At 69.9% G+C, this 23,284-nt stretch carries 23 protein-coding genes; 9 read left to right on the top strand and 14 right to left on the bottom strand.

The features are described from left to right. Positions 1-48 precede the first annotated feature (48 nt). Positions 49-1,089 (top strand): glycerophosphodiester phosphodiesterase family protein, encoded by a 1,041-nt coding sequence (locus F1654_RS09525; RefSeq protein WP_150023279.1) that lies wholly within the window; start codon positions 49-51, stop codon positions 1,087-1,089. On the opposite strand, the gene F1654_RS09520 is transcribed toward F1654_RS09525, so the two are convergent. Then, positions 1,077-1,598 carry an invasion associated locus B family protein gene (locus F1654_RS09520; RefSeq protein WP_233205209.1) on the bottom strand — a complete coding sequence of 174 codons (522 nt, stop codon included), beginning with the start codon at positions 1,596-1,598 and terminating at the stop codon, positions 1,077-1,079. The genes F1654_RS09525 and F1654_RS09520 overlap by 13 nt on opposite strands. Positions 1,599-1,744: 146 nt before the next feature. Here F1654_RS09520 and F1654_RS09515 point away from each other — a divergent pair, with 146 nt between their 5' ends. Continuing rightward, positions 1,745-2,326 carry a sigma-70 family RNA polymerase sigma factor gene (locus tag F1654_RS09515; RefSeq protein ID WP_150023278.1) on the top strand — a complete coding sequence of 194 codons (582 nt, stop codon included), beginning with the start codon at positions 1,745-1,747 and terminating at the stop codon, positions 2,324-2,326. Positions 2,327-2,451: 125 nt separating this feature from the next. Beyond that, the gene (locus F1654_RS09510; RefSeq protein WP_150023277.1) at positions 2,452-3,144 is read left to right on the top strand and encodes a ChrR family anti-sigma-E factor; all 693 of its coding nucleotides are present in this window, start codon (positions 2,452-2,454) and stop codon (positions 3,142-3,144) included. Between the two features lie 11 nt (positions 3,145-3,155). Here the strand turns inward: F1654_RS09510 and F1654_RS09505 are convergent, their stop codons facing one another. From F1654_RS09505 to F1654_RS09490, 4 genes are all read right to left on the bottom strand, one after another. After that, a complete protein-coding gene (locus F1654_RS09505) occupies positions 3,156-3,908 on the bottom strand; it encodes a DUF1223 domain-containing protein (protein ID WP_150023276.1) in 753 nt (250 codons plus the stop codon). A 60-nt stretch (positions 3,909-3,968) separates the two neighbouring features. Next, complete coding sequence (locus tag F1654_RS09500) at positions 3,969-4,697, bottom strand: inner membrane-spanning protein YciB (protein WP_150023275.1); 729 nt, start codon at positions 4,695-4,697, stop codon at positions 3,969-3,971. Positions 4,698-4,780: 83 nt separating this feature from the next. Continuing rightward, complete coding sequence (locus F1654_RS09495) at positions 4,781-5,857, bottom strand: D-Ala-D-Ala carboxypeptidase family metallohydrolase (protein ID WP_150023274.1); 1,077 nt, start codon at positions 5,855-5,857, stop codon at positions 4,781-4,783. Positions 5,858-5,875: 18 nt separating this feature from the next. Then, positions 5,876-7,423 carry a L,D-transpeptidase family protein gene (locus tag F1654_RS09490; RefSeq protein ID WP_150023273.1) on the bottom strand — a complete coding sequence of 516 codons (1,548 nt, stop codon included), beginning with the start codon at positions 7,421-7,423 and terminating at the stop codon, positions 5,876-5,878. A 235-nt stretch (positions 7,424-7,658) separates the two neighbouring features. Between F1654_RS09490 and F1654_RS13915 the strand changes: the two genes are divergently transcribed. Then, entirely contained in the window at positions 7,659-8,066 is a 408-nt protein-coding gene (locus F1654_RS13915) for a hypothetical protein (protein WP_199200527.1), read from the top strand. On the opposite strand, the gene F1654_RS09485 is transcribed toward F1654_RS13915, so the two are convergent. The 5 genes from F1654_RS09485 to F1654_RS09465 form a co-directional block, all read right to left on the bottom strand. After that, a complete protein-coding gene (locus F1654_RS09485; RefSeq protein ID WP_150023272.1) occupies positions 8,063-8,878 on the bottom strand; it encodes a PhzF family phenazine biosynthesis protein in 816 nt (271 codons plus the stop codon). The two genes, F1654_RS13915 and F1654_RS09485, sit on opposite strands and share 4 nt — an antisense overlap. Next, positions 8,878-9,444 carry a thioredoxin family protein gene (locus F1654_RS09480; protein WP_150023271.1) on the bottom strand — a complete coding sequence of 189 codons (567 nt, stop codon included), beginning with the start codon at positions 9,442-9,444 and terminating at the stop codon, positions 8,878-8,880. Before F1654_RS09480 ends, F1654_RS09485 begins: the two co-directional genes overlap by 1 nt. A 104-nt stretch (positions 9,445-9,548) precedes the next feature. After that, a complete protein-coding gene (locus tag F1654_RS09475) occupies positions 9,549-10,817 on the bottom strand; it encodes an HlyC/CorC family transporter (RefSeq protein WP_150023401.1) in 1,269 nt (422 codons plus the stop codon). 20 nt (positions 10,818-10,837) lie between these two features. Next, positions 10,838-11,941, bottom strand: a complete 1,104-nt coding sequence (gene aroB / locus F1654_RS09470; RefSeq protein WP_150023270.1) for a 3-dehydroquinate synthase — start codon at positions 11,939-11,941, stop codon at positions 10,838-10,840. Then, complete coding sequence (locus F1654_RS09465) at positions 11,938-12,498, bottom strand: shikimate kinase (RefSeq protein ID WP_150023269.1); 561 nt, start codon at positions 12,496-12,498, stop codon at positions 11,938-11,940. The genes aroB and F1654_RS09465 overlap by 4 nt, the downstream gene beginning before the upstream one ends. A gap of 129 nt (positions 12,499-12,627) precedes the next feature. On the opposite strand from F1654_RS09465, the gene F1654_RS13910 reads away from it, so the two are divergent. The 4 genes from F1654_RS13910 (at position 12,628) to F1654_RS09450 (ending at position 16,410) form a co-directional block, all read left to right on the top strand. Further along, positions 12,628-12,768 (top strand): hypothetical protein, encoded by a 141-nt coding sequence (locus F1654_RS13910; protein WP_199200526.1) that lies wholly within the window; start codon positions 12,628-12,630, stop codon positions 12,766-12,768. Next, positions 12,752-14,416: a hypothetical protein gene (locus tag F1654_RS09460; RefSeq protein ID WP_150023268.1), complete on the top strand. Its 1,665-nt coding sequence runs from the start codon at positions 12,752-12,754 to the stop codon at positions 14,414-14,416. The genes F1654_RS13910 and F1654_RS09460 overlap by 17 nt, the downstream gene beginning before the upstream one ends. After that, a complete protein-coding gene (locus F1654_RS09455) occupies positions 14,413-15,342 on the top strand; it encodes a tyrosine recombinase (protein ID WP_150023267.1) in 930 nt (309 codons plus the stop codon). The genes F1654_RS09460 and F1654_RS09455 overlap by 4 nt, the downstream gene beginning before the upstream one ends. 87 nt (positions 15,343-15,429) lie before the next feature. Continuing rightward, positions 15,430-16,410, top strand: a complete 981-nt coding sequence (locus F1654_RS09450) for an acetyl-CoA carboxylase carboxyltransferase subunit alpha (RefSeq protein WP_150023266.1) — start codon at positions 15,430-15,432, stop codon at positions 16,408-16,410. 13 nt (positions 16,411-16,423) lie between these two features. Here the strand turns inward: F1654_RS09450 and fsa are convergent, their stop codons facing one another. The 3 genes from fsa to F1654_RS09435 form a co-directional block, all read right to left on the bottom strand. Next, positions 16,424-17,080 carry a fructose-6-phosphate aldolase gene (gene fsa, locus F1654_RS09445; protein ID WP_150023265.1) on the bottom strand — a complete coding sequence of 219 codons (657 nt, stop codon included), beginning with the start codon at positions 17,078-17,080 and terminating at the stop codon, positions 16,424-16,426. 79 nt (positions 17,081-17,159) lie between these two features. Further along, entirely contained in the window at positions 17,160-19,643 is a 2,484-nt protein-coding gene (locus F1654_RS09440) for a sensor histidine kinase (RefSeq protein WP_150023264.1), read from the bottom strand. A gap of 109 nt (positions 19,644-19,752) precedes the next feature. Next, positions 19,753-20,196, bottom strand: a complete 444-nt coding sequence (locus F1654_RS09435; RefSeq protein WP_150023400.1) for an energy transducer TonB — start codon at positions 20,194-20,196, stop codon at positions 19,753-19,755. A gap of 102 nt (positions 20,197-20,298) precedes the next feature. Between F1654_RS09435 and F1654_RS09430 the strand changes: the two genes are divergently transcribed. Beyond that, entirely contained in the window at positions 20,299-22,809 is a 2,511-nt protein-coding gene (locus tag F1654_RS09430) for a DUF4175 domain-containing protein (protein ID WP_150023263.1), read from the top strand. Here the strand turns inward: F1654_RS09430 and F1654_RS09425 are convergent. Then, a complete protein-coding gene (locus F1654_RS09425) occupies positions 22,806-23,216 on the bottom strand; it encodes a response regulator (protein ID WP_150023262.1) in 411 nt (136 codons plus the stop codon). The genes F1654_RS09430 and F1654_RS09425 overlap by 4 nt on opposite strands. Between the last annotated feature and the right edge of the window lie 68 nt (positions 23,217-23,284).

The raw sequence follows: 23,284 nt of genomic DNA, 5'->3' as shown, positions 1-23,284 counted from the left end.
ATTGGCTAGTGTGCCCGGGCGCTGATTCACGCCTGCCGGAGGCCCGCCATGATCCGCCTTGCCGCCCTGACCTTGTGGGCATCCCTTGCCGCCGCCCTGGCCGCTTGCAGCGGCGCGGCGGATACGCCCGCTGCGGCTGAAGCCGGCTGGAACACGCTGACGGGCGAAGCCCCGCAAGTGGTCGCCCATCGCGGCGCTTCGGGCTACCGGCCCGAACACACGGTCAGCGCCTTCCGCCTGGCGTTTGAACAGGGCGCAGACATTCTCGAGCCCGATCTGATGATGTCATCGGATGGCCAGCTGATCGTGCGCCATGACCCGTATCTGTCCACCTCCACCGATATCGCCGACCGGCCCGAATTCGCCGATCGCCAGCGCACGCTGATGGGCCGCGAGGACTGGTGGGTGATGGATTTCACCGCTGACGAGCTGCGCTCGCTGCGCGCCCGTCAGGTCTTCGCCGACCGAAGCCAGGACTATAACGATATCGATCCGGTGATGACGCTGGATGATTTCTTCGATCTGGTGGAAGAGCTGGAAGCCGAATGCAGCTGCACCATCATCACCGAGCCTGAAATCAAGCTGCCCGCCGAGCACGCCGCCTTCGGGCTCGACCCGCTGCCTGCCTTGCTGGACGCGCTGGAGCGGCGCGGCCTGAACCGTGAAGGCGCTCCGGTCATCGTCCAGTCGTTTGACGCGCCCTTCCTGCAGCGCCTGCGTCCGCTCACCCCGGTGACGCTGGCCATGCTCTATTACGGCCCTGACGCGCAGGGCTTTGATGCCGGCGGGCTCAGCCTTGAGGAGATCGCGCAATTTGCCGACGCGGTGGGGCCGCACATCTCGGTGCTGCTCAATCCGGACGGGACCAGCACCGGTTATCTGGAGGCCGCCCATGCGCTGGGCCTCGCCGTCCATGTATGGACCGTGCGCGATGACCGCCCGCCCCATGCGGGCGAGAGCGTCCAGGACGAGCTGCGCGCGCTCTATCAGCTGGGCGTGGACGGGGTGTTCACCGACCAGCCGGACACGGCTGTGGCCGTGCGCGCGGCGATGTCAGCGGCGGAGCAAGCGCGCCGTCAGCGGCAATAGCCCGCCGCCTGGTTCAGCGCGGCGGTCACGCCCAGGAGCGAGAATTCATACACCGTCGCCGTGCCGCGCTGGCTGGAGGCCTCCACCCGCATGGTCGCGCCCCGGCGCATGGCGCTCACCAGGCGCGAGGCGTCGCGCTCGGCCTCGATAAAGCCCTCGTTCTCGGAGACATACATGGCGAAGCGGTCCGAGCCCACGCGCGCGCGCGGCGGGCTGTCGGGGCGCAGGGGATAGCCGGCCAGGAAGCTGGGCTGTTCGCTGGCCGCGCCCGAGGCCCAGCTGGAGATCAGGAAGAACACCTCGCCATGCTGGACATTGGCCGGCAGGGACTCGGTGGGGCGGCTCACCACATAGCAGATGCGCTCGCGCCCTTCGCCCTTGGTGAAGACCAGCCAGGCGTTATGGGTGGCCCTGAACACAGGCTCGGGGCCAGATTCAGACTGGAGGGCGGCGGCAGGCGCGGCGGCGGCGAGGGCAAGGCTCAAAACAGCAGCAATCAGGCGCATCATGGGTCTCGGCAGGTTGCGGGGGCTGGCGTGACGTCTCGTCCGGCTATAAACAAGTGCTTGAGGGCGGATTCAAGGCGAGGCGGGTTGATAAATCCTCTCCAAGCCTGTGTGATGTTCCCTAAATCCAGCCGCTAGGTGATCCAGACTTGCCCGACGCGCCCGCCCCCGCCGAACCGGCGCTTGACCGGGATGAGCTCGACCGTCTGGTCGAAGCCGCGGCGGCGCGTGACCGGGATGCGTTCGCTGCGCTGTTCAATTTCTACGCCCCGCGGGTGAAGGCCTATCTGTTGCGCCTCAATGCCGGTGACACGCTGGCCGAGGAGCTGACCCAGGAGGTGATGCTCACCGTCTGGCGCAAGGCCGGCCAGTTCGACCGCACCCAGGCCTCGGCCTCCACATGGATTTTCCGCATTGCCCGCAACCGGCGCATAGACGCCGCCCGGCGTGCGGCGCGCCCGGCGCTGGACGAGACCGACCCGGCCCTGCAGCCTGAACCCTGCGCTCCGCCTGACGAGATGGCCCATGCCGCTGCGCGCGACGCCCGGGTGCGCAAGGCGCTGGAGGACCTGCCCGGCGAACAGGTGGAGTTGTTGCGCCTGGCCTTCTTTGACGGATTGTCTCACCGCGATATCGCAGAGCGTCTCGGCGCGCCCCTGGGCACGGTCAAGTCGCGCCTGCGCCTGGCCTTCGACAAGCTGCGCCGGGTGCTCGACCCGGACACGCTTTGAGCTGCCGGTGTGATGATTATGCCATGCGCGCGCCCGGACCTCCGCCTTGCCCTTGAACTGATCCTCGCGCGCTCAATATTGCGCCTCCTGAAGACGCCAGCCTGGCCACAGACGCGACGACGCCCATGACAAATCATCCTCTCGGTGACGAGCTTTACGCCGCTTACGCCTCCGGCGCCCTGTCCGCGCCCATGCGCCTGCTGGTGGAGACCCAGGCGAGCCTGAACGGGGATGTGGCGCGCCAGCGCGCGGCCGCCGAGGCGGTCGCCGGCGTGATGCTGGAGACCTCATCGCCCGCCCCCATGCGCGCCGGTGCGCTCAGCGAGGTGATGGCGGCGATCGATGCTGAAGAGGCCGGAATTGGCGAAGCGGCCCTGCGTCCCGGCGCGGGCGACGCCGCCGCCCGGCGGGCAGCGCAGGCGGCGGGCAAGGCGCTGGACGAAATCCTGAAATTACCGGCGGGCGTGCGTGATCTGGCGCTTGACGCCGGCGCGGCCTGGCAGTTCGCCGGACCGGGCGTGCGCACCATGACCTTGATGGAAGAAGACGGCGCCAAGGCCGAGCTGATCCGTCTGGAGCCGGGCCGGGGCGTGCCTCGTCACGGCCATGACGGGCGCGAGATGACGCTGGTGCTGACCGGCGCGTTTCACGACGGGCTGGGCCGCTATGCCCGCGGCGAGCTGTGCGCCGCCGATCCCGATACCGAGCACAAGCCGGTGGCTGAAGCGGGCGAGGTGTGCATTGCGCTGGCGGTCACCGACGGTCCCCTCGCCTTCACCGGCCCGCTGGGCTGGGTGCAGCGCGCGCTGGGCGTCTAGTTTTCGGATTTTCAGTGTCTTTGGGCCACGGCGCTGTTGCGGGTGACGCGGCCCGCCGCGACCAGGCGCCCGCCTTCGCCAGCCTGCACCAGCACCGCGCTGGACAGGCTCGCATCATCAGGCCAGGCCGCCTCAAAGGTCTGGACGCCGCCGGACCATAGCCCGGCATGTTCGATGGCGCGGACCATGTTGTAATGGGTCATCTCCACGCCTTCATTGGCCCCGGTTTCGATCACGCGCACATGGCGTCCGGGCGCAAAGTGGATCACCCAGACATCCGCTCCGCCCTCCGGCGCGGCGCCCTCCAGATGGATGGTGATGGCGCCATTGTCGCGTACAGCGCTGACCTGAGCCAGCGGTGCGGCGGCCTCGAAGGCGGCCTGCATGCGCTCGGGCGAGAAACGGATGCGCTCAGGCCCGCCATTGATCACGAAATGCGGGGTGAACACCCGGCGCGCCTCGCCAGCCTTCACATAGGCTTTCTGGCGGGCGGCGAAGTCGGGATGGGCGTATTCATCGCGCCAGCCATGGATCACGTCCCAGTAATCCACCCCGTAGGCCAGGGCGAGCATGTCTGCGCGCCCCTCGGCGGCGTCGGCGAACCAGGCGTTGGCGGACGGGCAGAAGCGGCAGGCCTGGCTGGTGAACAGCTCGGCCACGACCAGCCCGGCGGACGGATCGCGCTCCGGCGCAGGCGCTGCAGCTTGGCCATTGGCCTGCACCAGAGCCAGCACGGCGATGATCGGGACAGCAAATATGCTCATGGTGATTTAGCTAGCCCAAAGCGCGTGAAGATTGAAGTCACAGCGCCGTGACGGACTGCATCACTGCGCCGGCGAACCGGCCTCATCGCCCGAACCCGGTTCGCGGGCGTATTTGAGCGTGATCGGCACGTTCAGCAGCACGAAGATGAAGAATAGCGGATAGGTAGCCCAGAAGCGGAAATTCACCCAGAAGCTTTCGGTGATCTCGAAGCCCTCGATCCAGCGCGCGGCCTGCATGAAGGCCGGGTCCACCGATGAGTCGGTGATATGGCGCCACAGCGATTCATTCATCAGCGCGAGGAAGGCGAAGAACAGCGCCCAGCGAATGGCCAGGATTGTCCAGGCGCGCTCGGGCATCTCGAAAATGGAGCCGAACAGGGCCCGCCAGACATTGAAGCCGAACGCGAAGGAAATCAGGATCGAAAAGCAGAACAACAGATTGATGATGGTCGGCTTGATATAGATGAAGACCGGATCCTGCAGATAGATGGTCATGGCGCCGAACGCCGTGACGATGACGAAGGTCACCACCAGCATGGGCGGAAAGCGCTTCTGGGTGATCAGCGCCCAGACCAGCGCCAGCGCCGTGGCGGCCATGAACAGGCCGGTGGCCCAGTAGATCGCCTGATCGCCGATCTGGCCGCGCGCCACGTTATAGCTGATCATGAACACCGCCGCCGGGCCCACATCGACCAGCAGCTTGGAGCCTTGTCCCACCGTCTTGCCGGCGGCTTTGCCCTTCGCGGTCTTGGTGTCCGCATTTTCGGGCCGGGCTTGGGTCTCGGTCATGGGGCGCTCCGTGGCTTCAAATCCCGTCATGCCTTAATACGCCCGCCAAGGCCAGCCGGATCGCAGGGGCGCTGCAGGCGGGCTCAGCCGGTGCGCCGGCCCCAGCGCGCGCGCCAGCCGCGCTCGTCCACATGGACGAAGCCGCCATGGAAACGGGTCGGGCCGTACTCGCCCAGCCCGCCCAGATGGCGGGCGAAGTCGGGGCTCGCGCCATACAGATTCTCGATGAGGTCAAACAGCAGCGCCGCATCGCGCCGGTCGACCACCCCGTCGCCATTGAGATCGCTCATGCGCCCGTCGCCTTCCAGATCGATGAAGATATCCGCCGCCCCGCCATAGACATGGCGCGAATTGGCGCCATTGCCGATGGCCCGGTTATAGGCCGGCGTGCGGTAGCCGCTCATGACCCCCAGCGTATCCACGCGCCAGCCCGCCTCGTTCACCGCCTCCAGGATATGCTCCAGCTTGACCAGCAGGGCCTCGGTCACCAGCACGTAGGGCGTGCCGTCATGGGCCTGCTTGCACAGGAACTGACCCAGGGTGAAGTGCGGCGTGACGCGCAAGTTCGCCAGCGCGCCGCTCACCTCCACCAGCGCCTCGGGCGCGCGGTAGGCCGCCTCGCCGCGATAGGGCTCTGAAGGGTACTCGCCGATGCGGTAACCGTTGAGCACGCCGCCGCGCGCTTCCGCGAGGGCGCGCATGGTGACCAGATTGAGCGTCATCGCCGCCCCCTCTTCGCCCTCAAGAATGAGGGTGGACAGGCCCGGCTGTGACGGCGCCGTCCAGACATGGCGCGGCGACGGCGCTGTCGCGCCCGGCCAGCGCACCGGCGCATCGGCTTCCAGCAACACCCGCTCGCCAGGACGGGCGAACACGGTGAACACGGCCAGGTCCGTCACCAGCTCGCCGCGAAGGGTCAGATTGAACCCGGCTTGCTTCCGGGCGAAAGGCGCGCGCGGCGGCGCGCGGCGCGGAGACAGGCGCGGCACGGGGGCTTCAAGCCGGAGCGGCTCGGGATCAGCCACAGGCTCCATAGCCCGCACCGGGGCCAGCCGGGGCGCAGGCGCGCGGACGAGGTCGCTGGCGCTTGATTGCGCAGGCGCAAGCGGCGCTGCGGCGGCCAGGGCGAGAGCGCAAAGGGCGCCCGCGGGCGCACGCATCCATGGGGTCAAGCAGGGTTACTCCACGCGCGGCGCGGCGGCATCCAGCGCCGCGATCAGGCCCCCGTCGCGCTCGTATAGATCGTCCACGAACCGCACGCCAGCCTCTGCGTCAGAGACGGCGGTGAGATAGAGGATATGGACCATGACCGGCCGGCGAAGGCTGACCCGGGTCTCATTGCCCCGCTCCACGATGGTGCGCATGCGCTCGGGCGTGAAGTCGGGGGTTTCCGCCGCCACCCAGTCGGCCAGGCGCATGGGATCGTGCACCCTGATGCAGCCCGAGGAGAAGTCCCGGCGCACCCGCGCAAACAGCCCGCGCGTGGGCGTGTCGTGGATATAGACATTGTGCCGGTTGGGGAACATGAACTTGACCACGCCCAGCGCGTTGAGCGGTCCGGGCGCCTGGCGCACCCGGTAGGGGAAGTTCTGGGCCGGCACGGCGTGCCAGTCGATGGTGGACGGGTCCACCAGCTGGCCCTGGCGGTCAATCACCTGGAAGCCCAGGCGCTCCACCGAGCCGGGATCATTGCGGAAGGCGGGCAGCTTGTCACGCACGGTCAGGCTCGGCGGGGTCTCCCACCACGGATTGAGCACGAAATAGGTCATGGAGGCCGAGAAGACCGGCGTGCGCCGGAACAGCCGGCCCACAATCACGTCATGGCGCTGCTCCACCACGCCGCCTGCGCGCGCCTCCAGCGTGAAGTCGGCGATATTGACCCGGATATGGCGCTCGCCCAGATCCTCGGGCAACCAGCGCCAGCGCTCCATATTGGCGCGCAGCTGGTTGATGCGCTGGGCGGGCGTGGTGTTGAGCTGGGCCAGCGTGCGCGCGCCCACAACCCCGTCCGGCTCCAGGCTCAGCCGGCGCTGGAAACCGCGCACGGCGGCCTCCAGGGCGCTGTCGAACAGCTCCGGGTCTTCGCTTTGCGCATCGGCTTCGGCCAGATCGCCCGACGCCGCCAGGCGCGCGCGCATCTGGGCCACGCGCGCGCCCCGGTCGCCCGGGCGCAGAACGCCGCCTTCATCCACGCGCGCCCAGCCCCCCGCCGCCTCCAGCGCCCGGTAGCGCTCCAGCATATCCATCAGCGCGCGATAGCTGTCAGACGCCGGAGCCAGGCCTTCCAGGCTCTCCTCCACGGCGTCTTGGGTCAGGGCCACATGAAGATAGGCCGCCAGATCGCGCTCGCGCCGCGCTGCGGTCCAGTTGGGCTCGATGCTCACCGGATCCACCCGGCCCGAGAGCAGATGAGCGGCCAGCGTGATATAGGCATCCGTGGCCAGGCGGTCGATGCGTTCGTCAGGCGTTTCAGCGTCCGCCGCCGCCAGCTCGGCCAGATGATAATCGGCGGCGCGCAGGCCATGACGCTGCGCGCCCTCCACCGCGCGCACCAGCGCACCGAGATGATGGGCGTTGGCCGGACCAGTCCAGGACAGGGCGCCCGCGCGCAGATCATAGAAGCGCTGGGAGGTCTCGCAGGCCCGGCAGTCGAACACTGCGCTGGCTGAAGCCGGCGCGCTCCACATGCAGGCGGCGGCGAGGCTGGCGGCGATGAGCAGGCGCATTATGGTCTCCAGGCGTCTTGGCCAAGGGGCGTTTCAGGTCTCAAAGATGGCGGATTATGGCCGGGTTTCAACGCCGCGTCAGGGGCGATCTCCTTTCGATAGCGCGTTCATGGCCCTGAACCGGGGCTGAACCGGGGGTCCAGCACGCGTTCAGACGGCAGGGGGGATGATCGGCTCCAGCATCGCGGCGCCTAGCGCCCCGATCATCCGCCACAATGTTGAAGGAGACCGCGACATGCGCGCCTTAGCCGTTCTGTTCGCAGCGGCCGCCGCCTTCTCGGCCGCCGCCGCCCTGCCTGCCCCCGCCGAAGCCCAGCGCTATGCGCCGCGCGCACCCGAGGGCCATTTCGTCGTCAACGCCTCCGCCTGCCCCCAATTGCAGCGCGTAGCGGTGAACTTCCATCGTTCGCAACCGGCCCGGTTCAGCTGCCCGCGCCAGGCCTGGCGCTATGTGCCCAGCCGCCGGGAGGTGCGCTTGGGCGTTCCCGCGCCGCGGCACAATGCAACGGCTCAGTACAGCCGCCGGGCCGACAGCTATGTGATGCGCACCCGCGCCGGCGCGGTTCCGGTGCGTATTGTCTGGCGCGCGCCCGCGCCCCGGCGTGCGCACCCTCATCACAGGGCGCCGCGCCGGGTGTTCTAGATCCGGATGACGCCGTCGAGATAGCGCCGGGCTCCGCCGGTCAGCACCACCCGTCCGTCCGGGCGCGCCTGCAGGGTCAGGGCGCCCGGGCGCGGACCGATCTGGCGGGCGGTGAGCGTGCCGCGGCCCAGCACCCCGGCCCAGTAGGGCGCCAGCGTGCAATGGGCCGAGCCGGTGACCGGGTCTTCATCCACGCCGCTGGCCGGCGCAAAGAAGCGCGAGACCACGTCCGCGCTTCTCCCCCGGGCCGTGGCGATGACATTGATCCCGGCGCGCTTCAGCGCGCCGGTGTCCGGGCGCAGGGCCGCGATCTGGTCTTCGCTTTCAAACACCAGCATCTGATAGCGTGCGCCGTGGACCCGCTCGACCTCGAACGCCGCCTGCGGGGTCCCTGCGCCCAGCGCCTTTACCGCCTCGCTCGCCGCCTCGCCCGCGCGCCAGCCGATCACCGGCAGGTCCATGGCGTAGCGCCCGGGCTCAAGCCGGGTCACGCTGAGCCGTCCCGAGCGGGTGTCGAAACGGGCCTCGGGCCCTGTCACATGACCGCCCTCGAACAGGAAAGCCGCCGAGGCCAGCGTGGCGTGGCCGCACAGATCGACCTCCACCTCCGGCGTGAACCAGCGCAGACCCCACGCATCGGCCTCGCCCGAGGCGCTCAGATAGGCGGTCTCGGACAGATTATTGGAGCGCGCGATCCCCAGAAGGTCCGCGTCCGCCAGCGGTGCGTCGAGCCACACCACGCCGGCCGGATTGCCGCTATGGGGCCGGTCTGCGTCCGGGAAGGCGTGAATCTCGGCATAGGCCAGTTCCATCAGCCGGCCACCGCCACGCGGTCGGTTTCATCCGGCGCAGGCGCGGTGATGAGGGCATGGAACCAGTCGGCCACGTCCTGGGGCGAGCGCTCGCGCGCGGTGCGCCATTCGGCGGCGTTGGCGCGGTTGATCACCACGCCGTCCGCCGTGGTCACCACCACGGTGGGATAGCCCTCCAGCCGCCCCTCATAGCCATAGCGCGCCAGCGCTTCGGCATTGAGTTCGCCGGTGCGTTCGGCGTCGATCTTCACGATCACGAAATGGCGCTCAACAAAGGCGGCCAGCTCAGGGATCTCCAGCATGCCCGCAAAAATGCGGCAGTCCGGGCACCAGTCCCCGCCAAAGATGGCGGCCACGCGCCGGCCGTCGCGCGCGGCGGCCTCAAAGGCGGCGTCCAGCGCTTCAAGCGCGGGCGGGGCGGCGGCGTAGGCGTCTTCGGGCGCGGTGATTTCAGCGTCAGCGGGGATGATCGGGCGGTCCAGGGCGGTCTCTCCTTCAGGGGCGCTGCAGGCGGCCAGCAGGATCAGGGCGAAGGCGGGGGCGAGGGCGGTCAGGACTATGCGCATGGCGTCACTCCATCAGATATGCAATCGCCACAGCTAGCCGCCTGAAGCCGGCAGGCAAGCCCAGCGCGCCTGCCTGCTGGTTTAGCCAGGCTAAACAGTCAGCCTTACAAGGCGGCATCCGCCTCGCCCCGGTCGGCCTTCACCCGCAGGCGGGTGATCTGGTTGCGCTTGCGTTCGAGGATTTCAAACTGAACGCCGTGGAAGCGGAACACCTGGCCGGTTTCGGGGATGGTCTGGGCCTCGTGGATCACCAGGCCGGCCAGGGTGATCGCCTCGCTGTCGGGCAGGCTCCAATCCAGCGCCCGGTTGACGTCGCGGATCGGGGTGGCCCCGTCCACCAGCACGAAACCGTCAGCCATGGGGGTGACCCCCGCCACGCTCACGTCATGCTCGTCCTCGATATCGCCGACGATCTCCTCAAGAATGTCTTCCAGCGTCACCACGCCCATCAGCGCGCCATATTCATCCACCACCAGGGCGAAATGCTCGCGCTTGGTGCGGAAGGCGGCCAGCTGGTCCTGGACCTGGGTGGTTTCGGGCACGAACCAGGGCTCGCGCATGACCGCGGCGATATCCAGCGCGTCCGGATCGCCCCCGGCCTGGTGCAGGGCGCGGGCGAGATCGCGCGCATGCAGCACCCCGACGATATTCTCCGGATCGCCCTGATAAAGCGGCAGGCGGGTGTGCGGGCTGTTGAGCGCGGTCTCCACAATGTCCCGGTTGGGCGCGTCGATATCGAGCATGATCAGGTTCTTGCGGTGGATCATGATGTCCACCACCGACAATTCGCGCAGATCCAGCACCCCGCCCAGCATGTCGCGGTCGGTCTTCACCAGGGAGGCTTCCTGGTGATGCAGGTCGATCTGGCCGCGAATCTCCTCATGGGCCGACAGGACCGGGCCCTCCACCCGCGCGCCGATCAGGCGCAGCGTGGCGCGCACCAGGGTCTGCACCGCGGCCACCACAGGCGCGAAGAGAAAGACGAAAAACCGCAGCGGCCAGGACACCGCCAGCGCCATCCGGTCCGGATTGGACAGGGCGTAGGTCTTGGGCAGCACCTCGGCGAAGATCAGCACCAGCAGCGTCATCACCAGCGTGGCGATGGGCACGCCCGCCTCGCCGAACAGGGTCAGGAACACGGCCGCGGCAATGGATGAAGCCAGGATATTGACCAGATTATTGCCCAGAAGGATCGCCCCGATCAGGCTCTCGCGGTCGGCGATCAGGCGGTTGACCCGCGCGGCGCGGTGATCGCGGTCCTTCTCCAGCGCCAGCATGCGTGCGCGCGAGGTGGCCGTCAGCGCCGTCTCCGATCCGGAGAAGAAGGCCGAAAAGGTCAAAAGGACCAGAACGCCGCCGCCCGCCCAGAGCATCCAGGGTTCGATTGTGACGCTCACCGGTCTGTCTCCTCTTGCAGGAAGGCGGTCAGGTCCGCCGCGTCCGCGCCGGGCGCGATCATGGCCTCGCCGATGGCGCGCGCAAGCACCAGCGTGATGGCCCCGCCTGTATTCTTCTTGTCCGAGCCCATGCGCGCTGTCAGCCGGGCCGGCTCATACGGCCCGCCAGGCAGATCGGCGATGCGTGCGGGCAGGCCCGCCGCGGCGATATGGGCTTCAGCCCGGTCCGCATCGGCTTGAGGGCACAGGCCGCGGCGCACCGAATACCGGAACGCCAGCACCAGGCCTGCGGCCACCGCCTCGCCATGGACCAGGGCGCCGGGACGCGCCTCGGCCTCAAAGGCGTGCGCGAAGGTATGGCCCAGATTGAGCAAGGCGCGCACGCCGCGCTCGGTCTCGTCCTCGGCGACGATGCGCGCCTTGAACGCCACGGCGTCTGCTATCGCGCGCACCAGCGCATCGCCCTGCAGCGCCTTGGGTCCCAGCGCCTCCAGGCGCTCGAACAGCGGCGCATCGGCGATCAGCCCGGCCTTGATGATTTCAGCATAGCCCGCGCGGATTTCGCGCTCCGGCAGGGTGTCGAGGACCCGCGTGTCGGCGATCACCAGGGCGGGCTGGTGGAAGGCGCCGATCAGATTCTTGCCCTGGGGCGTATTGATGCCGGTCTTGCCGCCCACCGAGCTGTCCACCTGGGCCAGGAGGGTGGTGGGGATCTGGATGAAGCCGCAGCCGCGCTTCATCACCGCAGCCGCGAACCCGGCCAGATCGCCCAGCGTGCCGCCGCCAAAGGCGATCAGCGCCTCGCCGCGCTCCATGCCCTGATCCAGCATCCAGCCGGTCAGGGCGTCCAGCCCCGCCCAGCTCTTGGCGCGCTCCCCGCCTTCAATCTCATGGACGAGGGGCGTCAGCCCGGCGGCGCGCACCGCGGATATCAGACGTTCGCCATGGGCGGCGAAGGCGGCGCGGTCCGCCGCGATCAGGGCGCGCCCGCGCGGGCAGTATTGAGGCAGGCGCGCCGCCCCGGTCTCCAGCGCATCGGGGCCGATAAGCACATCATAGCTGCGCGCGCCCAGGGCGACGGGGACGGTGAGCGCGCTCACGGACGCGCCCCCTCCAGCCAGTCCGACAAGGCTTCAAGCACCAGGCGGGCGGTGACGTCATGGGAGCCTGCATCGGAGTCCACCACGATATCGGCCTGGCCATAGGCCGGCGCGCGCGCCTCCATCAGCCGGGCCATCACCGCGCGCGGATCATCGTCATTGAGCAAAGGGCGCACGCCGGGGCGGCGAGAGACCCGGCTCATCAGCGTGTCGAGATCGGCGCGCAACCAGATCGAGATGGCGCGCGCCTTGACCAGGGCGCGCACCTCGTCCTGGACAAAAGCGCCGCCGCCCAGCGCCAGCACCATGGGCGACGGGCTTTCCAGAAGGCGCGCAATCACCCGGCGCTCGCCGTCGCGGAAGGCGGCCTCGCCGAAATCGGCGAAAATCTCCGCGACAGGCCGCCCGGCGGCGGCCTCGATTTCCTCGTCGGCGTCGATAAAGGGGCGGTTGAGGCGCGCCGCCAGGCGGCGGCCCACCGTGGTCTTGCCCACGCCCATCAGTCCTACCAGGACGACGGGGCGGTCCAGAGCGCGCAAGGGATCAGGATGGTTCATGGCCTAGGGTATACGCCAGCGCGCCCGCGCGCCGCAATCGCGCGGGCCTTCTGGATGCGCTGTCTGGAAAACGCCCCAATCTCCTGCGATATAGAAGCCTGAAAGCGCAAGCGAAGGAGCAGTGGCGCGATGCGGGGTGTGCTGATCGGACTGGCCGTGGCGGTGGTGATCGCCGCTGGCGCCTTGGGGGCTTTGCTGGTGATTGCCGAATCCGGCGCGCCCGAGCCGCAGGAAATGCGCGTCGAGGTGGGCGATGAGCTGGGCCTCTAGCCTCGTCCCGTCCGTGCTGGCGCTGGCGTTGAGTGCGCCTGTGGCCGCCAGCGCCGCGGCCCAGCAGCCCGAACGCCGCCCGGTGGAGGTGCGCACGCTGGAAGTGGCCGATCCGTTCGAGATCGGCGCCCCCGGCGGGGCGCTAGAGGGGGACGCCTGGTCCTCGGGCGATGCGCGCGCCTTGCGCGCCCTTCTCGACGTGCTGCCTGAAAGCGCCGGCCCCGGCTGGCGCTCGCCTGCCGCCTCGCGCCTGGCCGTGCGTGCGCTTCTGAGCGCGGGCGAACCGCCCCGGAGTGCACGCGGCGACAGCGAGCTGGCCGCCATGCGCGCGGGACGGGCGCTGTCTGCGGGACGGGCCGAGCCGGTCCATGCCCTCATGCAGCGCACCCCGCGCACCCATGAATCGCCCGCCCTGTCGCGCATCTATGCCGAAACCGCCTTTGCGCTGGGCCACCGCGAGGAAGGCTGCCGCATCGCCGAGACCCTGATCCGGGGACGCGAGACATCCTACTGGCTGCGCGCGCGCGCCGCCTGCCAGGCCTTCGCGGGCAATATCGCCGCCGCCGAGCTGAGCGCGGAGCTGGCCCGCGCCCAGAATGAAAACCCGGCCTTCGAGCGCCTGTTTGACGCCCTGGCCCTGGAGCGGGGGCTGCCTGAGAACGCCGCGCCCATGAGCGGGCTGCAGCTGGCCATGGCCGAGTTTCTGGCGCCGGAAACGCGCATCACCCCGGGCCAGGAGGCGCCGCGCTGGCTGCACCGCGCCGCCGAACGCACCGGCGAAAGCGTGGTGCTGCCTGAGGATCTGGGCGAAGCGCTGGAGGCGGCGGAAGCCATGGAGGGCGCCCTGCGCGCTGCGGCGCTGGGCGCGCTGATCCAGCAGGATCTCGACCGGGAGATCGCCGCCGAGGCGCTGGCCATTGCGCTGGACGATGCGGCGCGCAACGGATCATTCGTGGAGACCGCCAGCGCCTATGGCATCGAGGTGGCCGAGATTCCCATCACCGCCGACACGCTGGCCCACGGCCCCCGCTTCATGCTGGCCGCGCTGGCGGCCGACGACATCATCGCCGCCAATGCCTGGCGCGAGGCGCTGCTGAGCGGGCCGCCGCGCGAAGTCTCGCCGTTTGAAGGTGCACCCTGGCTCAGCGATGAGGATGCGTATGGAGAGGGGTTTGAGGCCCCTCCGCCGCCCGCCTCCGCCCGGACTGAACCGGATCCCGACTGGACCCCGCCGCCGCCCGGCGTGCTGGTGGCGCTCGATTTCGCGCGCGCCGTGGCCACTGGTGAAATCACCGGCGGCGGGTTCGAGGCCCTGCTGGCTGCGCGCATGGAGGCGCCCAATCCCGCCCGTCTGTGCCAGGCTGCGGCGCTCAGCGCGCTGGGCGCGCCGGACGGGGCGGCCATCCGCACGGCTTTGACCGGGCTGACGCGCGATCCTGAAGTGCCCGCCCCCCTGATCGTGCCGGCCTTGCTGGCCGCTGTGGCGGGCGCCAAGGGCGAGACCCAGCTGCATGCCGCGCGCCTGATCGAGCAGGGCGGGCGCGACCCCGAAGCCTGCGCGGGCGCGGCGCTGGCGCTGGACCGGGCGGGTCTGCGCATCGAGGCGCTGCGCTTTGTGCTGGAGCTGATCCTGGACGAGGAAGCGTGAGCGCGCGCGCCATCGCGCTGTTCCTGGACATGATGGCCGCCGAGCGCGGCGCGGCGCGCAACACGCTGGACGCCTACCGGCGCGATCTCGAAGACGCCTCGGCGCGCCTGACGGCGCGTGGCGTGGACCTGGATGACGCCGCCACGCCCGATCTCGAGGCCCTGCTGGCGGCTCTGGCCCGCGACGGGCTGGCGCCGGCCACCACGGCGCGGCGGCTGAGCGCGCTCAAGCGCTATTACCGCTTCCTCCTGAAAGAGGGCCTGCGCGCCGATGATCCCGCCGCGGCGCTGTCAGGCCCCAAACGCGCCCGGCCCCTGCCCAAAGTGCTCAGCGAAGCCGATGTGGACGCGCTGTTTGCTGCGGCGGACGCGCTGGACGGTCCGGGCGGCGCGCGGGCGCGCGCCCTGCTGGAGTTGCTCTATGCAGGCGGGTTGCGCGTCACCGAGCTGGTCAGCCTGCCGCTGGCCGCGTTCGCCCGCGCCGAGCGCTGCGTCATCGTCACCGGCAAGGGCGGGCGCGAGCGCCTGGTCCCGCTCACCAACGCCGCGCTCGAGGCGGTCAGCGCCTACAAGGCGGTGCGCGATGTCCATCTGCCGCCCAGGACCGCGCCCTCAAGATCACGCGCCGAGCGCTATCTCTTTCCCTCGCGCACCGGGACGCAGGGCCATCTCACTCGCGAGCGCTTCGCCCAGCTGCTCAAGGACATCGCGCTCGAAGCCGGGCTCGACCCCGCCGCGATCAGCCCGCACGTGCTGCGCCACGCCTTCGCCACCCACCTTCTGGCCCATGGCGCGGACCTGAGGAGCGTGCAGCTCCTGCTGGGCCATGCCGACGTGTCCACCACCCAGATCTACACCCATGTGCTCGAGGAGCGCCTGACGCGCCTGGTCCATGATGCTCACCCGCTGGCCCGCAAGCCGGAGTGAAGCGCCGCCGCGCCGGGTGATTGCGCCGGGCGAAAGCGGGCTCTAGTTTGCAGTTCATCACAGTGACACGCCTTTCCAGGACGGCTCATGTCGGATCCGACACGCACCTATCTCGACTTTGAACGCCCCATCGCCGAACTCGATTCCAAGATCGAGGAATTGCAAGGCGTGCTCGCCCGCAATGGCGATGACGCCCCGGACGCGGCTGAAGAAGTGTCCAGGCTGCGCCAGAAATCGGCCGAGCAGCTCAAAGCGCTGTATTCAAAGCTGGACGCCTGGCGCAAGACGCAAGTGGCCCGCCATCCCGAGCGCCCGCATCTGCGCGATTATCTGGACGCGCTGGTCAGTGATTTCGAAGAGCTGTCCGGCGACCGCCGCTTTGGCGAGGATTGCGCCATTCTGGGCGGGATGGGCCGGTTCCGCGGCCGCCCGGCGGTGATCATGGGCCACGAAAAGGGCCACGACACCCAGACCCGCATCAAGCATAATTTCGGCATGGCCCGCCCGGAAGGCTATCGCAAGGCGATCCGCCTGATGGATCTGGCCGAGCGCTTCGGCCTTCCGGTGATCACGCTGGTGGACACCGCCGGCGCCTATCCCGGCGTGGGCGCGGAGGAGCGCGGCCAGTCCGAAGCCATCGCCCGCTCCACCGAGCGCTGCCTGACGCTGGGCACGCCGCTGGTTTCGGTGATCACAGGCGAGGGCGGATCGGGCGGCGCGGTGGCGCTGGCCTCGGCCAACACCGTGATGATGCTGGAGCACTCGATCTATTCGGTGATCTCACCGGAGGGCTGCGCCTCGATCCTGTGGCGCGACGGCGCGCGTGCGCGCGATGCGGCCATGGCCATGAAGATCACCGCCCAGGACCTGATCGAGCTGAAAATCATCGATTCCATCATCCCCGAGCCGGTGGGCGGCGCCCATCGCGACCGGGCCGCAGCCATCGCGCGCGTCGGTGATGCGGTGGAAAGCGCCCTGTCGGCGCTGGACGGGCTGGAGCCTTCGGAGCTGCGCAAGCGCCGGCGCGAGCGCTTCCTGGCCATCGGACGCACGCTGGGCGAGGCGTAAGGCCTCAGGCCAGTCAGGCCAGCCCGCCGCGCCCGGTCTTCTTCCAGTCGGCCAGAAACGCTTCCAGCCCCGCATCGGTGAGCGGGTGGCGGATCATCTGGTCGAACACTTTGGGCGGAATGGTCACCACATCACAGCCAATGCGCGCAGCCGCCTCCACATGGGCCGGCGAGCGCAAGGACGCGGCCAGAAGCTCGGTCTCGTAACCGAAATGGTCATAGACCTCGCGAATGCCCATCAGCAGGTCCATGCCGTCCCCGCCCATATCCTCCACCCGGCCCACAAACGGCGAGATATAGCTGGCCCCCGCCTTAGCTGCGAGCAGGGCCTGATTGACCGAGAAGCACAAAGTGACATTGGTCTGCACGCCCTCGCTTGCGAAGACGTGGCAGGCTTTCAGGCCATCGGGGGTGAGCGGCAGCTTGACCACCACATTGGGCGCGACGGCCGCCAGCTTGCGTCCCTCGGCCAGCATGGCGTCCAGGTCCGTGGCCACCACCTCGGCGCTGACCGGCCCGTCCACGGCGGCGCAGATCTGCGCAATGCGCTCGAATATATCCGCGCCCGAGGCGGCGATCAGCGAGGGATTGGTGGTCACCCCGTCCACCAGCCCGCCGCCGGCGCGCGCGGTGATGGCCTCGATATCGGCGGTGTCGAGAAAGATCTGCATGGCGGGCTCCATCGCGGGGGGCGGCGTCGTCCCCGTCTTATCGGGCGCGCGTAACGATTTGGCAAACGGGGCTGGCCCTTCAGGCGGTCTGGCCTTCATCGCGCCCGCGCGCAGGCAGCGCCAGCTCCGGCGGCGCGGCGGCCGGATCGGCGATCAGCGGCAGGTGACAGGTCACGCGCGTGCCCTCGCCCGGCGCGCTTTCCAGCGCCACCCAGCCGCCATGCAGGCGCACGATGTCATTGACCAGCGCCAGGCCCAGCCCGGCGCCGCCGCCCTCGCCGCGCTCGAAGCGCTCGAACACATGGGCCTGGCGCTCGGCGGCGATGCCCGCCCCGTCATCGCTGACCCACAAGGTCACGTCTTCCTCGCCCGCCCCGGCGCCGATCTCCACCTGGCCGCCCGGCTGGATATGGTCCAGCGCATTGGTCAGCAGATTGTAGAGCACCTGCTTGAGCCGCTTGGCGTCGGCGCGCGCGGTGGGCAGTTCGCTGTCAGCGGCGATGGCGATGCGCACGCCGGCGTGCTCGGCGCGGGTGGCGATCAGCTCGGCGGTCTCGGTCACCAGCGCGTCCAGGCGCACATCGCCCAGCTCCAGCTCCAGCTGGCCGGCGTCGATGGCGGCGATGTCGAGAATGTCGTCGATCAGCTTGCCCAGCTGGCTGGAGGCCTGCTGGATGGCGGTCAGATGATCGCTCTGACGCTCATTGAGCTCGCCGGCGAACCCGCCCGCCAACAGATCGGCATAGCCATGGATCGTGGTCAGCGGCGTGCGCAGCTGATAGCTCACATGCTCCACGAAGCCGGTCTTGATCTTCTCTGATTCCTGCAGCGCCTCGGCGCGGTCGCGCAGGGCGGCCTCCACCCGGCGGGTGTCGGTGATGTCGTCCCAGGCGATCAGGGTGGCGCCATCGGGCAGGGGCCGGGTCAGCCAGGTCAGCACGGACTGGTCGGTGCGCCGGATCTCGCCGGCCACGGGCGTGCGCGCCTCGGGGCTGGGATCGGTGATGCGCGCCTTGAGCGCCTTCCAGGCGTCAGCGTTGGGATACAGCGCCATGCACCCCTCGGACACATCGTCGAAACCGGCCTCGTCCAGCCCGTCCGGATCCAGCCCCCAGAGCGTCTCGAAGGCGGCGTTGCGCAGTTTCAGCCGCCCGTCCGAGCCGAACACCGCCACCGCCTCGTGCAGCTTGTCCAGCGTCGCGCGCTGGACCTTGATCAGGGTGTTGTAGCGCGCCTGCAGGGCGAGCTGGTCGGTCATGTCCTCGAAAATCAGCAACAGCCCGCCCATGAGATGGCGCTGGCGCGCCACGCGCAGCATGCGTCCGTCGGGCAAGGCCCACAGCTCGTCAGGCATGTCCGCGCCGGGCGGGGATTCATAGAGCGCCAGCTCGGCCGCCTTCCAGCGCGCATAATCCTCCTGCTCGGGCAGACGGCGCGCGGTGCGCAGCCGGTCCAGCAGGGCCGAATGGGCCGGGCGCTCGTTGAGCATGGCCTCTTCCAGGCCGAACACGCGCACAAAGGCCTGATTGTAGAACACCAGCCGCTTGGCCCGGTCGAAAATGGCCACCGCCTCGGCCATGTGGTTGAGGGTCTGGTCGTGGGCCTGACGGAAGCGCTTGAGGGCGGCCTTGGCTTCCTCCCCGTCAGTGACGTCCACGGCGAAGCCCGCCACGCCGCCGCTCACCGGATAGACATGGAAGGCCAGGATGCGCCGCTCGCCCTTGGCCACCGCGCCGCGCACGCTTTGCTGGGCGGACCCGGCCTTGAGCGCCTCGCGGGTCTGCTCGGCCAGCGCCGGCTCCAGCAGGATCTGGTCCTCCACCACATCGGCGGCGCTGCCAGCCTCCACCGCCTCGGCATAGGCGTCATTGACCCAGACCAGCCGCCCGGCGGCATTCATGCGCCAGGCCGGAACGGGGCTGCGCGCAGCCATGTCGAGACAGGCCGCCGGGTCCGCGTCCGCCGAACGGCGCGCTTCCTCCACACGTCCCTTGAGCCCGGCTTCCTCCAGCTCGCGTATGGTGGCGTCGGTGAGCCAGACCACCAGCTGGCGCCCGGCGGCGCGGCCATCGGCTTCCAGCAGCCGGCCTGAGGGTCCGGCGATTTTCAGGGAAAAGCCCTGCCCGGTCTCCATCAGCCGGCGCAGGCGCTGGCGCAGGGTGACCGTGTCGCCGCGCGCGCTGCGCGCCTCGAAATCGGCGATGCCGTCGAGAATCTCGCGCCCCGCATCGCCGCTGGCCGCGGCGCCCTGGCCGAGATCGGCGAACTGCACCATGGAGGCCAGCGCCTCGGGCGAGCCGTAAATGCCCGGCTGGCCCCAGTCAGGCGCATCGGCGTCAGGCGGCGCGTCCCAGACCAGTATCAGGCCGGGATGGGCGCCCAATACGCCGCCGGCGCGCTCCAGCCGGTCTTCCAGCCGGGCCATTTTCGCGCGCCAGTCCGCCCGCGCCGCGCGCGCCCCGGCGGTCATGCGAAAAGCCCACACGCCCGCCGACACGGCGAAAGCCACCGCGCCTCCGGTGACAATCAGCGTGGCGAGCTGGATCGGCTCGGCGTCCGTCATGCGTACTGGCGCCCCCGGGCTGACCGGCCGCGCCTAGACGGGCGGGCCATGAACGAATCACATCTTACCGGAAGGTGAATCGCGAGGCGACGGGGCAATGCCCCGGGGTCTACCGGACCCGCACAAGCCCTTGCGTGAACTCGAACAGCACCACGCAGCCAGTCAGTTGCTCGCCCGGTTCCAGCGGGGCGAAGCGCCAGTCACGCACAGCGCGCTCGGCTTCACGGTTGAAACTGCCGCCGGGCACGCCGCGGGCCACATGCACGCCTTGGGTGAGGCCATCCTCGCGCACGTCGAATTGCACCACCGTCCAGCCCTGCAGGCCCCGCGACCAGCCCCTTGCGGGATAGTCAGGCAGGCGCGCCTCCACCGCGTTGAGCTGCCCGCCGGAGCATCCCGATGCGTCAGCGGCGCGCTCCACATTGGGCGGCACAGGCATGTCGGAGGTGACGCGGAACACCTGATCGCGCGGATCGGCGAACGGATTGGCCGAGGCGCACCCCGCCAGGGCGAGCAGTCCGCAAGTCATCAGGAGGGGGCGCAGGGCGGTCATGAACGGACTGTGCCGGGAGCCGGGCGCGCCATCAAGCCGCTCGGGCGCCGCGGCTGAGATTGTCATGTGTCAAACGCGCGCGGAGCCATTAGGTTACACGCCATGACACGCGCCGAGCGCCGCCTGGCGGCCCAGATCGCGACCGCCCGCGCCGCGCTCCTGTGGGAGCGCGCCGCCCCCGTGCTGGCTGCGCCTCTGGCTGCGCTCATCGCCTATCTGATCCTGGCTGTGTTCGGCGTGTTCGAGCGTCTGGGCGATCCCTGGCGGGTGATGGCCCTGCTGGCGCTGATCGCGGCGGGCGCCTGGGGCGCGCTGATCATGGCGCGCGGCTGGCGCTGGCCCTCCGCACGCGAAGCCGAGCGCCGGCTGGAGGCCGATTCCGGCCTGGACGGACGTCCCATCGAGGCCTTGCGCGATGCGCCCGCCCGCGCTGGCAAAGAGGGCTGGTGGGCCGCCCACCGCGCGCGCATGGCCGCCCGGCTTGGGACCGCCCGCGTCCGGCGTCCGCGCGCGGCCTGGGCGCAGATGGACCCGTGGGGCCTGCGCCTGTCAGCCCTGGTCGTGTTCGCCAGCGGCGTCTTCCTGGCCGGCGATCTGGCCGCGCCGCGCCTGTCCGAGGCCTTTTCACCGCGCCCGCTGGCGGGCGGGTCGGCCCTGGGCGCCAGCGTGGAGATGTGGATCGAGCCGCCCGCCTATACCGGGCGCCCGGTGATGTATCTGCGCGACCGGCGCGAGGCGCGCGCGCCCGAAGGCTCGGTGCTGGCCGTGCGCATCGCCGGGCTGGCGCGCGATCCGTCCGTGCATGGCGCGCCGGCCGAGCTGGAGGCGCTGTCGCGCGATGTGCGCCAGCTGCGCATCACCCCTGATGGCGATGGCGAGATCCTGATCCGCGCCGGAGGCCTGCGCGAGCGCGTCAACCTGACCCTGATCGAGGACCGGCCGCCCGAGGTGCGCCTGGCCGCCGAACCGTCCGGCGACGCGCAGGGGCGCCTGGTGCTGGAGATCTATGCCGAGGATGATTACGGCGTGGAGGCGCTGGCCTTCGAGTTCGCCCCCGAGGCGGGCGGTCCGCACGAGCACATGGAGATACCGCCCGGCGCGGTTACGGATACAGGCGATGACGGGCTCAAGCGTATCCGGCTTGATCTCTCGCGCCATGCGCTGGCGGGCGAACGGGTGACGGCGCGCGTGGCCGCATTTGACGCCATCGGCCAGCGCGGGGCGTCCGGAGAGATCAGCCTGACCCTGCCCCAGCGCGTTTTCCTCAACCCGCTGGCCCGGGCCGTGGCGTCGGAGCGCCGCCGCTTCATCCAGGTGGGAGAGCCTTACGCGCCCATGCCCGACACGGTGTCGGTGCTGACCCTGGCGGACGCGTTTGTCGACGACCAGCCTGACCGGCGCATTGACCGCGCCCCGCCCGGCGTGCAGCGCCTGGCGCTGGCGCTGGATGCGGTCAGCGATGCGCCCCATCCCTATTTCGACGACCCGGTGGTGTGGATGGGCCTGCGCACGGCCCTGCGCGAGGTGCGCCGCGCCCGCGAGCTCGACGCCCTGGCCCATCTGGATGAAGACCTGTGGCAGATCGCCCTGCGCGCCGAGCTGGGCAGCCTGGCCGACGCTGAAGCCGCCCTGCGCGCCGCCGAGGAGGCGCTGATGGATGCGCTGGCGCGCGGCGCCGACCCGATCGAGCTGGCCGCCCTGTTCGACGCCTTCGAGCGCGCCGTGCAGGTCTATATGCAGGCGCTGGCCCGCGAGGCGGCCGAGGCCGGGCGCTTCGCCGAGGGCAATGGTGCGGCGGGCATGAGCGGCATGGACGCCAACGCCCTGCAGGAGCTGCTCGACGCCATCCGCGAGGCCGCCGAGCTGGGCGATACGTCCGGCTCGCGCCAGGCTCTGGCCCAGCTGGCCGAGCTGTTGCGCAACATGCAGCTGACCCTGTCCCAGGGCGGGGGGGGAGGCGAGGCGGACAGCCCCATGGCGCGCGCCCTGCGTGAAGCCCTCGAAGAGCTCTCCGAAGCCATCGGCGAGCAACGCTCCCTGAGCGAGGACACCTTCCAGCGCGACCGCCAGGGCGGCGGGGCCGGAGCGCCGCCGCCGCCGGGTGCGGACGCTGTCCCGGAGGAAGATGAGGACGGTACGGGCGAAGGCGCGCGTCCTGACGAGACAGGGCCGGCGGATTTCGCCGATCTGGCCGAACGCCAGCGCGCCCTTCGCGACCGGCTGGAGAACGCCGAAGAAGCCCTGTCCATGATCCCGGGCGAGCGCGCGCAAGACGCGCTGGAGGCCGCCCGGCGCGCCATGGACGCCGCCGAGCGCGCCTTGCGCCAGGGCGATGCGGAGCGCGCGCTCAGCGATCAGGACGAGGCCGTGCGGGCCTTGCGCGAAGCCTCGCGCGAGGCGGCTGAAGCGCTCGAACAGGAAGGCCAGGGCGAGGGCGGCGACCCGCTGGGCCGTGAAGGCGGCGTGGAGGGCGAGACCGCCATCCCCAGCGAAGCCGAACGCCAGCGCGCCCGCGACATACTGGAAGAACTGCGCCGGCGGGCCGCCGAACGCGGCCGCCCCCAGGAAGAACTTGATTACATCGACCGCCTGCTGGAGCGCTTCCGGCGTTAGCGCACCGCCGCTTGCAGGATGGCGGCCACGATGGCCAGGGCTGCGCGGTACTGGTCCAGGGTCTCGGGCTTGCGCACCGAGGAGACCACATTGGGGAAGCTGGACGAGGCGCGCTGGATGCGCTGAAGATCGCCGGAAAAGACGATGACGGGAATGCGCGCCAGCGCCTCATCCTCCAATAGCCGGTCCAGCAGCCACAGCCCGTCCTCGCCGCTCAGCCGCAGATCCAGCACGATGCAGTCCGGCGCCGGGCCCTGTTGCAGCATCTCCAGCGCGCCAGCGCCTTCCACTGCGCGGTCGATCTGCGCCGCGCCGGCCTCCTCGCGCAGCATTTTCGAGAACAGAAAGGCGTCCTGCTCGTCATCCTCGACCAGAAGCACGCGCGCACCGCTTCCATTGTCCGTCATTGAATAACATCCCCAAATGCCTGTCCGGGAATGAGCGTAGCGCGTTTCTTTCAGCCAATGGAACTGGA

It is taken from the genome of Alkalicaulis satelles (genome assembly GCF_008630495.1).
Lineage (GTDB): Bacteria > Pseudomonadota > Alphaproteobacteria > Caulobacterales > Maricaulaceae > Oceanicaulis > Oceanicaulis satelles.
This window is presented reverse-complemented; position numbering and strand designations above follow the sequence as displayed.

Coding starts and splice junctions, on each gene's coding strand:
- F1654_RS09430 (WP_150023263.1), top strand. CDS start 20,299: ATGACACGCGCCGAGCGCCGCCTGGCGGCCCAGATCGCGACCGCCCGC.
- F1654_RS09450 (WP_150023266.1), top strand. CDS start 15,430: ATGTCGGATCCGACACGCACCTATCTCGACTTTGAACGCCCCATCGCC.
- F1654_RS09425 (WP_150023262.1), bottom strand. CDS start 23,216: ATGACGGACAATGGAAGCGGTGCGCGCGTGCTTCTGGTCGAGGATGAC.
- F1654_RS13910 (WP_199200526.1), top strand. CDS start 12,628: ATGCGGGGTGTGCTGATCGGACTGGCCGTGGCGGTGGTGATCGCCGCT.
- F1654_RS09435 (WP_150023400.1), bottom strand. CDS start 20,196: ATGACCGCCCTGCGCCCCCTCCTGATGACTTGCGGACTGCTCGCCCTG.
- F1654_RS09460 (WP_150023268.1), top strand. CDS start 12,752: ATGAGCTGGGCCTCTAGCCTCGTCCCGTCCGTGCTGGCGCTGGCGTTG.
- F1654_RS09505 (WP_150023276.1), bottom strand. CDS start 3,908: ATGAGCATATTTGCTGTCCCGATCATCGCCGTGCTGGCTCTGGTGCAG.
- F1654_RS09465 (WP_150023269.1), bottom strand. CDS start 12,498: ATGAACCATCCTGATCCCTTGCGCGCTCTGGACCGCCCCGTCGTCCTG.
- F1654_RS09440 (WP_150023264.1), bottom strand. CDS start 19,643: ATGACGGACGCCGAGCCGATCCAGCTCGCCACGCTGATTGTCACCGGA.
- F1654_RS09500 (WP_150023275.1), bottom strand. CDS start 4,697: ATGACCGAGACCCAAGCCCGGCCCGAAAATGCGGACACCAAGACCGCG.
- F1654_RS13915 (WP_199200527.1), top strand. CDS start 7,659: ATGCGCGCCTTAGCCGTTCTGTTCGCAGCGGCCGCCGCCTTCTCGGCC.
- F1654_RS09520 (WP_233205209.1), bottom strand. CDS start 1,598: ATGATGCGCCTGATTGCTGCTGTTTTGAGCCTTGCCCTCGCCGCCGCC.
- F1654_RS09495 (WP_150023274.1), bottom strand. CDS start 5,857: ATGCGTGCGCCCGCGGGCGCCCTTTGCGCTCTCGCCCTGGCCGCCGCA.
- F1654_RS09525 (WP_150023279.1), top strand. CDS start 49: ATGATCCGCCTTGCCGCCCTGACCTTGTGGGCATCCCTTGCCGCCGCC.
- F1654_RS09480 (WP_150023271.1), bottom strand. CDS start 9,444: ATGCGCATAGTCCTGACCGCCCTCGCCCCCGCCTTCGCCCTGATCCTG.
- F1654_RS09475 (WP_150023401.1), bottom strand. CDS start 10,817: ATGCTCTGGGCGGGCGGCGGCGTTCTGGTCCTTTTGACCTTTTCGGCC.
- fsa (WP_150023265.1), bottom strand. CDS start 17,080: ATGCAGATCTTTCTCGACACCGCCGATATCGAGGCCATCACCGCGCGC.
- F1654_RS09510 (WP_150023277.1), top strand. CDS start 2,452: ATGACAAATCATCCTCTCGGTGACGAGCTTTACGCCGCTTACGCCTCC.
- F1654_RS09490 (WP_150023273.1), bottom strand. CDS start 7,423: ATGCGCCTGCTCATCGCCGCCAGCCTCGCCGCCGCCTGCATGTGGAGC.
- F1654_RS09485 (WP_150023272.1), bottom strand. CDS start 8,878: ATGGAACTGGCCTATGCCGAGATTCACGCCTTCCCGGACGCAGACCGG.